General features: G+C 58.5%; 11 protein-coding genes and 1 pseudogene. 6 read left to right on the top strand and 6 right to left on the bottom strand.

Going from position 1 to position 11,551, the window contains the following annotated elements; translation table 11 throughout:
- Positions 1-91: 91 nt before the first annotated feature.
- Genes ABLU78_RS01305 through uraH form a run of 3 tightly spaced genes read left to right on the top strand, consistent with a single transcriptional unit; the run spans position 92 to position 2,275 of the window.
- On the top strand, positions 92-1,474 hold the full coding sequence (locus ABLU78_RS01305; protein ID WP_048228751.1) for a nucleobase:cation symporter-2 family protein: 1,383 nt from the start codon (positions 92-94) through the stop codon (positions 1,472-1,474).
- Positions 1,452-1,952 carry a 2-oxo-4-hydroxy-4-carboxy-5-ureidoimidazoline decarboxylase gene (gene uraD, locus ABLU78_RS01300; protein WP_042897434.1) on the top strand — a complete coding sequence of 167 codons (501 nt, stop codon included), beginning with the start codon at positions 1,452-1,454 and terminating at the stop codon, positions 1,950-1,952. Before ABLU78_RS01305 ends, uraD begins: the two co-directional genes overlap by 23 nt.
- Positions 1,949-2,275 carry a hydroxyisourate hydrolase gene (gene uraH / locus ABLU78_RS01295; RefSeq protein WP_042897437.1) on the top strand — a complete coding sequence of 109 codons (327 nt, stop codon included), beginning with the start codon at positions 1,949-1,951 and terminating at the stop codon, positions 2,273-2,275. The genes uraD and uraH overlap by 4 nt, the downstream gene beginning before the upstream one ends.
- A gap of 43 nt (positions 2,276-2,318) precedes the next feature.
- Here the strand turns inward: uraH and guaD are convergent, their stop codons facing one another.
- Positions 2,319-3,632 (bottom strand): guanine deaminase, encoded by a 1,314-nt coding sequence (gene guaD, locus ABLU78_RS01290; protein ID WP_042897439.1) that lies wholly within the window; start codon positions 3,630-3,632, stop codon positions 2,319-2,321.
- A 94-nt stretch (positions 3,633-3,726) separates the two neighbouring features.
- A complete protein-coding gene (locus tag ABLU78_RS01285; protein ID WP_047080786.1) occupies positions 3,727-5,223 on the bottom strand; it encodes an NCS1 family nucleobase:cation symporter-1 in 1,497 nt (498 codons plus the stop codon).
- A 143-nt stretch (positions 5,224-5,366) separates the two neighbouring features.
- Between ABLU78_RS01285 and ABLU78_RS01280 the strand changes: the two genes are divergently transcribed.
- The 3 genes and pseudogenes from ABLU78_RS01280 (at position 5,367) to puuE (ending at position 7,771) form a co-directional block, all read left to right on the top strand.
- The gene (locus ABLU78_RS01280) at positions 5,367-6,083 is read left to right on the top strand and encodes a GntR family transcriptional regulator (RefSeq protein WP_045360858.1); all 717 of its coding nucleotides are present in this window, start codon (positions 5,367-5,369) and stop codon (positions 6,081-6,083) included.
- Positions 6,083-6,948, top strand: a pseudogene (gene hpxA / locus ABLU78_RS01275) (allantoin racemase). Before ABLU78_RS01280 ends, hpxA begins: the two are co-directional and overlap by 1 nt.
- Positions 6,839-7,771 carry an allantoinase PuuE gene (gene puuE, locus ABLU78_RS01270; RefSeq protein ID WP_032711639.1) on the top strand — a complete coding sequence of 311 codons (933 nt, stop codon included), beginning with the start codon at positions 6,839-6,841 and terminating at the stop codon, positions 7,769-7,771. The pseudogene hpxA and the gene puuE overlap by 110 nt, the downstream one beginning before the upstream one ends.
- 205 nt (positions 7,772-7,976) lie before the next feature.
- On the opposite strand, the gene hpxZ is transcribed toward puuE, so the two are convergent.
- From hpxZ to hpxW, 4 genes are read right to left on the bottom strand one after another with little or no spacing between them, the layout of a single operon-like run.
- On the bottom strand, positions 7,977-8,366 hold the full coding sequence (gene hpxZ, locus ABLU78_RS01265) for an oxalurate catabolism protein HpxZ (RefSeq protein WP_048228750.1): 390 nt from the start codon (positions 8,364-8,366) through the stop codon (positions 7,977-7,979).
- Positions 8,363-9,760: an AtzE family amidohydrolase gene (locus tag ABLU78_RS01260; RefSeq protein WP_048228749.1), complete on the bottom strand. Its 1,398-nt coding sequence runs from the start codon at positions 9,758-9,760 to the stop codon at positions 8,363-8,365. Before ABLU78_RS01260 ends, hpxZ begins: the two co-directional genes overlap by 4 nt.
- On the bottom strand, positions 9,757-9,945 hold the full coding sequence (gene hpxX / locus ABLU78_RS01255) for an oxalurate catabolism protein HpxX (RefSeq protein WP_032711637.1): 189 nt from the start codon (positions 9,943-9,945) through the stop codon (positions 9,757-9,759). Before hpxX ends, ABLU78_RS01260 begins: the two co-directional genes overlap by 4 nt.
- 10 nt (positions 9,946-9,955) lie before the next feature.
- On the bottom strand, positions 9,956-11,539 hold the full coding sequence (gene hpxW / locus ABLU78_RS01250) for an oxamate amidohydrolase (RefSeq protein ID WP_048228748.1): 1,584 nt from the start codon (positions 11,537-11,539) through the stop codon (positions 9,956-9,958).
- Positions 11,540-11,551: the final 12 nt, after the last annotated feature.

The following is an 11,551-nucleotide window of genomic DNA, read 5'->3' as shown; positions in this document are numbered from 1 at the left end:
TGTTCCGTGGATAAAGATAGAGGGAATAAGCAATGTGGCCTGCTTTGTGCACTACATCGTGAACGCTTATCCACGACGAGACGGTGACCCCATGTCTGATGAAAAGAACAGCAACCTGCTTTATGGCCTGGAGCAGCGCATCCCGCCGCTGCCGGCTTTTTTTAGCGCCTTACAGCACGTGCTGGCAGGGCTGGTCGGCATTATTACGCCGCCGCTGATTATTGGCGCCGCGCTGGGGCTTGGCGAATGGCTGCCATATTTAATTAGTATGTCGCTAATGGCTTCCGGGATTGGCACCTTTCTGCAGGCTAACCGCGTCTGGGGGATCGGTGCAGGGATGATCTGTATGCAGGGCACCAGCTTCGCTTTTCTCGGCGTAGCGATTGCCGGCGGCATGTGGGTGAAAGCGCAGGGAGGCGGCCCGCAGGACATGATGGCCATGCTGTTTGGCGTCAACGTTGTTGCCGCGCTGGTACCGGTCGTCGTCAGCCGCTTTATCGAACCGCTGAAAAAACTTTTTACCCCGATTATTACCGGCAGCGTCATTGCGCTGATCGGCATTAGCCTGATAAAGGTCAGTATTATTAACTGGAGCGGCGGCGAGCACGCGAAGGATTTCGCCAGCCCGGGCAATATCGCATTGGGCGGCATAACGTTAGGGATTATCGTGGTGTTGAGCTGCGCGAAAAATCGCTGGCTACGTTTATCGTCAGTGGTCATCGGCATGGCGGTGGGCTGTATCGCTGCCGCATTGAGCGGAAAATTTCATCTGGCGCCGATCGGCGATAGCTGGTTTCGTCTGCCGGCGATATTTCCTTTTGGCTTTCAGTTTAATAGCGCCATATTTTTACCGGTCGCGCTGGTATCGCTGGTTTGCATTCTTGAAGCCGTCGGCGATTTAACCGCCAACTGCCTGATCTCAAAACAGGCCATCGATGACGGCGCGTTTCGTTCGCGCCTGAAAGGCGGGATCCTCGCGGATGGCATTAGCTGCCTGATCGCCGCGGCGATCAGCGCGTTTCCCAATACCACCTTCGCACAGAATAACGGCGTCATCCAGATGACCGGCGTCGCCAGCCGCTATGTCGGGCGTTATATTGGCGTATTGCTGATTCTGCTTGGGCTGTTTCCGCCATTCGGCGAGATCCTACGCCAGATCCCCACGCCGGTGTTAGGCGGCGCGACGATGGTCATGTTTGGCTGTGTCGTGGCGGCCGGGATCCGCATTATCACCCAGAACCCGCTAACGCGCCGCGATATGCTGATTGTTGGCCTGGCATTTGGTTTTGGCCTCGGCATTGAGGCGGTTCCCGCATTCCTTGCCCATTTCCCGCCCATCATCGGTAACCTGTTTGGATCTGCGGCCACCAGCGGCGGGCTGGTGGCGATTGTACTGAATCTGATTATTCCGCAAGAGAAAGCCGCCATGACGGCAGCGGCAAGGAGCAATGATGATAACACTCAACCACTTTAATCAGTTGCCGCAGGCGGAAGCCATTCGCCAGCTTGAACCCTGCGTGGCGCTCCCCGCCTGGCGCGAAGCGCTGGCGCTGGAGCGGCCCTATGCCACACTGACGGCCTTAACGGATCGCGCACAACAACTGATGCAGCACTGGGGAGAGGCAGATCTGGCGCGGGCGCTCTGCGCCCACCCGCGGATCGGGGAAAAGCCGACGGGCGGGGAAGCGCATGCCGCGCTGTCTCGCCAGGAGCAGGCGGAGGTTAATGCCGACGATGCCGATATCGCCCGGGCGCTGAAAGAAGGGAACGCCCGTTACGAAGCCCGCTTTGACCGCGTGTTTCTGATCCGCGCCAAAGGACGCAGCGCCGCCGAGATCCTGCAGGCGCTGACCCAACGGCTGACGAATAATGACGCGCAGGAAATTGAAGCGGCACTGGAACAATTACGTGAAATCACCTTACTCAGACTGGCGGGAGTTATTAGCGAATGATCACCCTGAGCACCCATATTCTTGATATTTCTACCGGCAAGCCTGCACAAGGCGTGGCGGTCACCCTGTTATGCGAAGGGCGCAGCCTGGCGTCAGGCGTGACGGACAGCCATGGCCGCCTGGGCGAGCTGGCGACGGGACAACTGCGTCCCGGCAACTATCAGCTGGTGGCCGAACTGCAATCGTGGTTTGCGCGCGATGGTCGTCAGACCCTGTACCGGCAGGCGCAGATCGATTTTATGATCACCGCCGAGGACAAAGACCATTTTCATCTGCCGTTTTTAATTGCCCCCGGCGGCTGGTCGACCTATCGCGGAAGTTAAGTTGAGTCCGCTGCCCGGTCAGAATAAAGTGCCGGGCAGCGGTTCAGCCTTCGTTACACCATACCTGTTGGCCATTGACCCAGGTCTCACTAATGTTTCGTTCATCGCCTAAGGTCATCAATACGAACAGCTGCTCATAGACATCATGACAGCGTGCGCCGCGCAGCTTTTGTAGCGGCGTCACCGCCGGGTCGATAACCACCAAATCGGCCTCTTTTCCCGACTGGAAATTACCAATTTTGTCATCCAGGCGTAACGCGTGCGCGCCGCCCAACGTCGCATGATAAAACGCTTCGCTGGCGCGCAGGCGATAGCTTTGTAGCTGCGCCACTTTATAGGCCTCGCCGAGGGTGCGCAGCAGGCTGAAGGTGGTCCCGGCGCCCACATCGCTGCCGATGCCGATCCGGACCTGATGTTGCCAGCTGGCTGGCAGGCGAAATAGCCCGCTACCTAAAAACAGGTTTGACGTAGGACAAAAGGCGATTGCCGAACCGGTCTCATGCAGACACCGCCACTCTTTCTCCGCCAGATGGATCCCGTGGGCGAAGACGCTGCGCGCTCCGGTCAATTGATAGTGATGATAAACATCAAGATAGTGCTCATGCTCCGGCCATAACTGCTTTACCCACGCAACTTCATTAAGGTTTTCACTCAGATGGGTATGCAGCCAGGTATCAGGAAACTCCTCTCGCAGCCGCTGAACTGCTTGTAGTAGTTCCGGTGTGGAAGTGGGGGCGAAACGCGGCGTAATAGCGTAGCCCAGACGGCCTCGCTGGTGCCAGCGCTGGATCAGTTCGCGGGTCTGGCGATAGCTCTGTTCGGCGGTTTCGGTTAAATACTCCGGCGTATGGCGATCCATCATCACCTTACCGGCCAGCAGGCGCATGTTCAGGCGCAACGCCTCGGTAAACAGGGCCTCCACGGACGCAGGATGAAGCGTACAAAACACCAGCGCGGTGGTGGTGCCATGGCTGAGCAACTGGTTGACAAAAAAACGGGCGATATCTGCCGCGTACCGTTCATCGGCAAACTGGCTTTCCACCGGGAAGGTATAAGTGGTCAGCCATTCCAGCAGCTGTTCGCCAAAGGCGCCGATCATTTCGGTTTGAGGATAATGAATATGGGCGTCGACAAACCCCGGCAGCAGCAGTTTACCGCGCAGATCGCGATAGCCTTTATGTGGATCGAGTAATGCTTCGCCTTCCTGCCATGGCAGTAGCGCCTGAATCTTCCCGGCGTAAATAAACAGCACGCCATCATCAATATATCGTGCGTAGCGGGCGATATCGTCAGCGCTGGCGGCGGGTTGGCTAATATCAAAAAAAGCACCGCGTAGCGCGGTGTGGTATTCCAGCATGTTGCCGCCTTATATAAGTAGGTTGATAGCTATTGCGCAAATATGTGCAAATTTAATGCCAGGAGGCCGCGGAAGGCACCGCGGCCGGGCGGGATTATTCTTTCTGCGCCAGCGCGCCGGGGGTAAAGCGGGCGGAGGAAGCGGCCTGCCGCTCGTCGCGGGCAATCCAGCGATACAGGCTGCCGCTTAACAGCACGCCGATGAACCAGCTAAAATTGGCCACCTCATGCAGAGCGGGAATAAAGCTGATAATCAGACCGACCGCCACCGAGGGCAGCAGCGCGGCGATGGCCTTCGGGTTAAAGCCGTTGCGGTACCAGTATTTGCCTTTCGGGGTATCATCGAAAAGATCGTCGATCGATACCTGTCCGCGTTTAATCAAATAGAAATCAACCAGCAGAATGCCGAACAACGGCCCGATAAACGCTCCCAATACATCCAGTGTGTAGTGGATAAGCTCAGGGGAGTTAAACAGGTTCCACGGGGTGAGCAGTATCGAGCCGATGGCGGCAATCATCCCGCCGGTGCGGAAGCTGATTTTTTGCGGTGCGCAGTTGGAAAAATCAAATGCCGGCGAGACGAAGTTGGCGACAATATTGATGCCGATAGTAGCGGTGATCATGGTCAGCAGGCCGATGGCCACCGCCAGATCGTTACCCACATGGCTCACCGTTTCAATCGGGTCGGTGATCATCCGGCCAAATAAAGATTGCGTCCCGGAGACGATTACTACGGTCACTACCGAGAACAGCAGGAAGTTAAACGGCAGCCCCCAGCGGTTGCCGCGGCGAATTTCGCCCATGCTTCTGGCATAACGGGAGAAATCGCCAAAATTAAGCAGCGGACCGGAGAAGTAAGAGACCACCAGCGCGGTGGCGGTGATCATCTGCCAGCTTTGCTCACCGGCGGTCAGCGTCTTACTGGCGAGGGTAAAGGAGATACCGTCGAGGCCTGTCTTGTATACAATCCAGCCCGCCAGCGCCAGCATCACCACATATACCGCCGGGCCGGCGATATCAATAAAGCGCTTAATCGCGCTCATGCCGTGCCAGAACACCATCGCCTGCAACAGCCACATGGTGGCGAAACAGATCCAGCCAAGCGATGAAAGACCCAGCAATGACGTTTGCGTCATTGCCGCCAGCGAGGGCCAGAACTTCAGCAGCACCAGCATTAAGGCGTTCGCAGCCAGATAAGTTTGGATCCCGTACCAGGCGAAAGCAATCAGCCCGCGTATCACCGCTGGAATATTGGCGCCGAATACGCCGAACGCCTGACGGCAGATGACCGCATAGGGCACGCCGGCAATCTGGCTGGGTTTGGCCACCAGATTGGCGCAAAGCTGGACGATAACAATTCCGGCTAACAGGCAGATAAGTACCTGCCAGCTCGCCAGACCCAGCGTAAAGAAACTCGCCGCCACCACATAGCCGCCCATGCTATGCACGTCCGACATCCAGAAAGAAAAAATGTTGTACCAGTTCCAGTTTTGCTCGCGCGTCGGCGCCAGATCCTCGTTGCAAAGACGCGGGCTGTAGCCTGATGCCGGGTCTCCGGCGTTGAGCTGATGCGTGTTTTGTGTATTTGGCATGGATCCTGCTCCTCTGAAGACAAACGTTGTGCCGTTGATAGCGGAAGGCGTTGCAGGATTCAGGCCAGAATGGTTAATCTTGTATACAAAATATTTATTTTATGTATACGATTTGATATCAAAATGGAAAGTGGAGTAGACCAATGGGCAATGAAAATCCGCTGCAGGCCGCAGCCGGACTGCATGACAAGGATGAGTCTATCTACGAGGCCTTGCTGACCGCGATTGTCGAGCAACAACTGCTGCCTGGCAGCAAATTGCCGGAAGAGGCGCTGGCGGAGGTGTTCGGCGTCAGCCGCACAGGAGTACGCAAAGCGCTGCAACGACTCGCCGCTGTGCAAATGGTGACATTAACGCCCAAACGTGGTGCACAGGTCGCCAGTCCGACGGTTGACGAGGCACGGGAAATATTCCGCACCCGTGCGCTACTGGAAGTAGCGAATCTGCCGGATGTACTTCAACGCTGCCAGCCTCCGCATCTGGCGGCGCTGGAAGCCATTATTCAGCAGGAGCAACTGGCGCATGAGGCCTATGATGGCCCGGCCGCTATCCGCCATTCCGCTAATTTTCATATTCAGTTACAGGCCATTTCCGGCAACCAGGTGCTAACGGAGATGGTCACCCGGCTCAGTCAACGCTCATCGCTGGTGATTGCCGCCTGGGGCGCGCCGTGGCGGCAAGGGTGCCGCTGCGATGACCACGAGCGCCTTGTCGGCCTGTTACGCGAAAAAGCGCTGACCGCGCTGACCGAGGCGCTCAACCATCACTTTGAACACATCGTCGCCAGTTTATGTTTTTCCCGCACGGGGGAGTCAGTCCCCGATTTCGCCCTGCTGTTTGCCGGTTATAAGGAGCGGTAATGTCCACCATCTGTATACAAGTCATCAATCCCAATACCGATCCCGGTATGACGCAAACTATCGCCGAGGCGGCCCGCGCCGCGGCGTCGCCAGGAACCGATATTGTCGCGGTCTGTCCACCAGACGGCGTGCCGTCGATTGAAGGGCATTTTGACGAAGCTATCGCCGCCGTCGGCGTGCTGGAGCAAATAAAAGCCGGGCGGCGGCAGGGCGTTTCCGGGCATGTTATCGCCTGTTTTGGCGATCCGGGGTTACTTGCCGCCCGTGAACTGGCCCAGGGGCCGGTTATTGGTATTGCCGAAGCGGCGATGCATATGGCGACGCTGGTCGCTACCCGCTTCTCGGTGGTCACTACCTTGCCGCGCACGCTGATTATCGCTCGCCACCTGCTACATCAGTATGGTTTCCATGAGCATTGCGCCGGTCTGCATGCGATCGATCTACCGGTGCTGGCGCTGGAAGATGGCAGCGGCGTGGCGCAGGAAAAAGTACGCGCCCGCTGTATTCAGGCGCTACAGGAAGATGGCTGCGGCGCTATCGTGCTGGGCTGCGGCGGCATGGCGACCCTGGCGCAGCAACTGACCCGGGAACTTCAGGTACCCGTTATTGATGGCGTCAGCGCGGCGGTGAAGATGGTCGAATCTCTGGTGTCGCTAGGCCTGACAACCAGCAAGCACGGCGATTTAGCTTATCCGGAACGTAAAACGCTTAGCGGTAAATTCGCCGTGTTTAATGATTAAATGAAGGGGTGGGAGATGATACCTGCAGCAGAATTATATCCGCGCGATTTGCGCGGCTACGCGGGAAAACCGCCGCACGCGCAGTGGCCAGACCAGGCGCGTATCGCGGTGCAGTTTGTGCTTAATTACGAAGAAGGCGCCGAGAATCACGTCCTGCACGGCGATGCGGGTTCCGAACAGTTTCTCTCCGATATCATTGGCGCTGCCAGCTATCCCGACCGCCATATGTCGATGGACTCATTGTATGAATATGGCAGCCGCGCGGGTTTCTGGCGTATCCATCATGCCTTTCAGGAGCGGGGGTTACCGCTGACGGTATTTGGCGTGGCGATGGCGTTGGCGCGTCATCCGGATATCGTCGCGGCGATCAAAGCGGCCAACTATGATGTGGTCAGCCACGGGTGGCGTTGGATCCACTATCAGCATATGGCGATTGAACAGGAGCGTGACCATCTGCATAAAGCGGTGCAGGTGCTGACCGACCTGTTTGGCAAACCGCCCACCGGCTGGTATACCGGGCGCGATAGCCCTAACACCCGGCAACTGGTGGTGGAACATGGCGGGTTTGATTACGACAGTGACTATTATGGCGATGATTTGCCGTTCTGGACGGAAGTGCCTTGCGCCGACGGGCAGCGTAAACCGCACCTCATCGTGCCTTACACGCTCGATGCTAACGATATGCGCTTTGCCACCGCTCAGGGGTTTAATACCGCTGAACAGTTTTATACCTATCTGAAAGACAGCTTTGATGTGCTGTACGCGGAAGGTGAAACGTCGCCGAAAATGATGTCTATCGGCATGCACTGCCGGTTGCTGGGCCGCCCTGGACGCTTTCGCGCTCTGCAACGTTTTCTTGATTACGTGCAGCAGCATGAGCGCGTGTGGATTTGTACCCGCCAGCAGATTGCCGACCACTGGCGGCAGGTGCATCCGTACCAGCCATAGCGGCAGGCCCATTGCGCCGTTATTTGTCGGGTGGCGGCTAACGCCTTACCCGACCTACGGTCCGTGCGGCCTGCCTTTAATTTATACTGCCGGTGTTGGTAGCCTCAAAATCCCCGGTGGCGCTGCCGCTTACCGGGACTACTGCACAATGCGATTTGGTAGCCCTGCTAAGCGCAGCGCAAGCAGGGGACGACAAACAACGGCATCAATGTCCCATCAAACTAACCTGTGCGGCAACGATACGCCAGCCACAGGCAAACCGAACCCAGGTTTGTTGCTGACGGCCGATACGTTCGCTGCCTTCACGGGTGAACTCGGTACTGCATACCGCATAATCCTCTCCATAGGTGGTGATCACCGTATGGCGTAACTCCCGCGCAAGCCCTGCGGCGGGGCGCGCGGCGCGGAAGGCGCGGATCTCATCAATACCATAAAGATTCTCCCCGGCGCCGAGGCGAACCGTGCGCGTATCGTGCCAGAACAACGCATCCAGCATCGCGATATCGTTACTCACCAGCGCCTGTTCATAGCGATAAAAAGCCGCCGTCACTTCGCTGACCACCTGCGGGAGATTGATTTCTTGCGACGCGATCATGCGGCTACCTCCACCGGGCGGGAATCGGTCATTCCCATCGCTTCCAGCGCATAGGCGGCACGCAGACAAGCCTGTTCATTAAACGGCGCGGCAATTAACTGCACCCCGACAGGCAGCCCTGTCGCGGTACGTAGCGGGACGGTCACCACCGGCAGACCGATAAAGGAGATTGGTTGAGTGAGCATGCCCATGCTGGCGCGTATCGGTAAAGACTCGCCGTTGATCTCCATCGTCTGCTCGCCAATAAGCGTGGCGCTGCACGGTGTTGCCGGGGCGATGAGCACGTCGGCATGGGTGAATAGCGACGCGACTTGCTGCTGAGCGTGGCGACGAAAGCGCTGCGCCTGCAGGTACCAGGCTGAAGGGATCATCGCTCCCGCCAGCAGACGTTCGCGCGAGTGCGGTTCAAAGCGCTCCGGCTCGCGCCGTAAGGCTGGCAGGTACTGGTTTCCGCCTTCAGAAGCGCTAATGATAAAAGCAGAAGCGCGCGCCAGCTCCGCCTCGGGGAAGAGAAACTCTTCAGAGGCTTCGAGATAGCGGGAGACCCGAGCCACCGCCGCGCGGGCATCGTCATCGCACCAGCGGCTGAAATAGCCGCCTAAAACCGCGCAACGCAGCCCCTGGAGGCCATATCGCAGATGCGGCGTGGCGGGGGCGACGCCGCGTTCGGCCTGAAAACCGTCATTAACGTCTCGCCCCTGCAGAACATCGTAGACTGTGGCTAGATCCTCTACCGTTCGGGCAAACGGACCAATATGATCGAGGCTGGGAACAAAAGGGTGGCTGCCGGTACGCGACAGACGGCCGAAAGTTGGCTTGAGACCAAAAATCCCGCTCAGGGATGCCGGAACGCGGATTGAACCATTGGTGTCGCTACCGAGCGAGAAAGTAACCAGCCCGGCGGCGACCGCCGCCGCTGAGCCGCCGGAGGATCCGCCAGCAATGCGGTTAAGATCGTGCGGATTGCGCGTCGCGCCATAGTGGCTATTTTCCGTGGTAAAACCGTAAGCATAGGCGTCCATATTCAGCATCCCGCTGAGCAGGCCGCCTGCGCTATGGATCTGACTTACCGCCCAGCTATCGACGCGGGCAGGCGGGTTATTGCTGAACAGTTGCGCGCCGGCGAGGGTGGTTTCTCCCGCGACATCAAACAGATTTTTGACCGCGTAGGGAATGCCTGCCAGCGCAGGTAGCGGCTGATTCGTGCGCCGTAGGGCATCAATGGCGTCCGCTTCGTCGAGCATCCGTTTCCCGGTGACAGTCGTCCAGGCATTGAGCAGTGGGTTACTTTGCGCAATATCATCAAGCGTCTGGCGAGCCAGCTCTCTGGCGCTAAATTCACCGCGACTCAGCGACTGCTGGATCCCGGCAATGGTCATCTGATGTAGCTTCATGCTTTATACACTCCGGCGATTTCCAGACGCTGATCGAGCGGATAGGCCATCAGCGGTTCAGCCATATCGGCAATGCGGCGAAATTGCGCCAGCAGCTCAGCGCGGCGCGATTCATCCAGTTCAAGGGCGAGGAGCTGTTCCATCTGTCGAAGCCAGTCGCGCCACTCTTTTTCGGTTTGTTTCATGCTTCTCCCCCTAATAGCCAGCGGCGGCGCCGTTACTGCGCGGGTCAGATGCGCCTTCAAACAGGCCGCCAGGATGGCGGACAATGGCCCCGGCATGTCCCATGGCCTCGCTGAAGTCGGCCAGTACCTCAACCTCATGCCCCAGTTCCCTGAGCCGGGCGAGGGTTTGCGGCGCAAAGCGGCCTTCTACTTTTAGTGAGTCCGAAGTCTGTCCCCAGGTGCGCCCAAGCAGCCAACGCGGACGAGAAATACTCTCCTGAAGCGGGACGTTCTGCAGGATATAGCGGGTGAACAGCGCCGCCTGCGTTTGCGGCTGGCCGTCGCCGCCCATTGATCCATAAACCATCACCCGCCCATCGTTCAGGCGTGCGGCGGCGGGATTAAGGGTATGGAAGGGTTGCTTGCCCGGCGCCAGCGCCAGCAAATGCGCCGGGTCGAGGCTGAACGACGCACCGCGGTTTTGCCAGACAATACCGCTGTCCGGAAGTACCACGCCGCTGCCAAACTCATGATAGAGACTCTGGATAAAGGAGACCGCCAGCCCGCTACTGTCCATCACGCCCATCCAGACAGTATCGCCGGGGCCTTTGCCAGCGCCCCATGGCGCGGCGCGTTGGTCGTCGATCTTCTCCGCCAGCGGTTGTAACGCCTGCGGGGACAGCAAACTTTGAATATCCACATCCAGGTGCAGCGGGTCGGTAATATGTTTATCTCGCAGGCTGAAGGCCAGTTTTGTCGCTTCCACGATACGGTGGATGGTCTGCGCATCGTCGACCTGCTCCATCGCCAGCCGGTCAGTGATGCCGAGGATGGCCAGCGATACCAGCCCCTGCGTCGGCGGCGCCAGGTTCCATAACTCACCGTGTTGATGCTGTAACCGCAGTGGTTGCGGGCGACGCGCGCGATGCTGGCGCAGATCGTCAAGCGTAATAGGCAGGCCGTAACGGGCCATGCCGGCCGCCAGTTGTTCCGCCAGCGAGCCGCGATAGAAACTATCGAGCCCTTCCGCAACCAGCCGTTTTAGCGTGGAGGCCAGCGCAGGCTGACAAAAGCGGCTGCCGCTTTCAGGAGGGCGGCCATTGACCAGAAAGGTCTCAGCGAAGCCCGGCTGGCGCTGAAGTTCATCTAACTTTCCAGCGGTGGCGCTGGCTTGTGACGCGGTCACCGGAATACCGTTATCAGCATAGCCAATCGCGTCCTGTAACAGGCGCGAAAGCGGTAGTGATTTACCGGTCAGGGATTGTGAAACTTTCAGCGCCTCATCCCAGCCGCTGACGGTGCCGGCGACGGTCAGGGCGGATTGCGGGCCGCGATGCGGAATGTGCGTTAGCCCGGCATAAGCTTCCGGCGTCGCCAGTGAACCAGCGGCGCCGCTGGCGTCAATGGCGATCGGATCGCCCTGCGGCGGCACGATCAGCCAGAACCCATCGCCGCCAATACCATTCATATGCGGATAGACCACCGCGATGGTCGCGGCGGCGGCGACCATCGCTTCTATTGCGCTTCCGCCTTCGCGCAGCACGGACAGCGCGCTTTGGCTAGCCAGATGATGGGGGGCGACCGCCATCCCCTGGGTCGAGAAATGACTCTGCATAACTTATCCTCG

This window comes from Klebsiella sp. JN_Kp122 (genome assembly GCF_040062085.1).
In the GTDB taxonomy this organism is placed as follows: domain Bacteria; phylum Pseudomonadota; class Gammaproteobacteria; order Enterobacterales; family Enterobacteriaceae; genus Klebsiella; species Klebsiella aerogenes.
This window is presented reverse-complemented; position numbering and strand designations above follow the sequence as displayed.

What these genes read in the sequence shown, in the direction of transcription:
- hpxZ (WP_048228750.1), bottom strand. Translation starts at nt 8,366, where the DNA reads ATGATCGCGTCGCAAGAAATCAATCTCCCGCAGGTGGTCAGCGAAGTG.
- puuE (WP_032711639.1), top strand. Translation starts at nt 6,839, where the DNA reads ATGATACCTGCAGCAGAATTATATCCGCGCGATTTGCGCGGCTACGCG.
- uraH (WP_042897437.1), top strand. Translation starts at nt 1,949, where the DNA reads ATGATCACCCTGAGCACCCATATTCTTGATATTTCTACCGGCAAGCCT.
- ABLU78_RS01285 (WP_047080786.1), bottom strand. Translation starts at nt 5,223, where the DNA reads ATGCCAAATACACAAAACACGCATCAGCTCAACGCCGGAGACCCGGCA.
- ABLU78_RS01280 (WP_045360858.1), top strand. Translation starts at nt 5,367, where the DNA reads ATGGGCAATGAAAATCCGCTGCAGGCCGCAGCCGGACTGCATGACAAG.
- uraD (WP_042897434.1), top strand. Translation starts at nt 1,452, where the DNA reads ATGATAACACTCAACCACTTTAATCAGTTGCCGCAGGCGGAAGCCATT.
- ABLU78_RS01305 (WP_048228751.1), top strand. Translation starts at nt 92, where the DNA reads ATGTCTGATGAAAAGAACAGCAACCTGCTTTATGGCCTGGAGCAGCGC.
- ABLU78_RS01260 (WP_048228749.1), bottom strand. Translation starts at nt 9,760, where the DNA reads ATGAAGCTACATCAGATGACCATTGCCGGGATCCAGCAGTCGCTGAGT.
- hpxW (WP_048228748.1), bottom strand. Translation starts at nt 11,539, where the DNA reads ATGCAGAGTCATTTCTCGACCCAGGGGATGGCGGTCGCCCCCCATCAT.
- hpxX (WP_032711637.1), bottom strand. Translation starts at nt 9,945, where the DNA reads ATGAAACAAACCGAAAAAGAGTGGCGCGACTGGCTTCGACAGATGGAA.
- guaD (WP_042897439.1), bottom strand. Translation starts at nt 3,632, where the DNA reads ATGCTGGAATACCACACCGCGCTACGCGGTGCTTTTTTTGATATTAGC.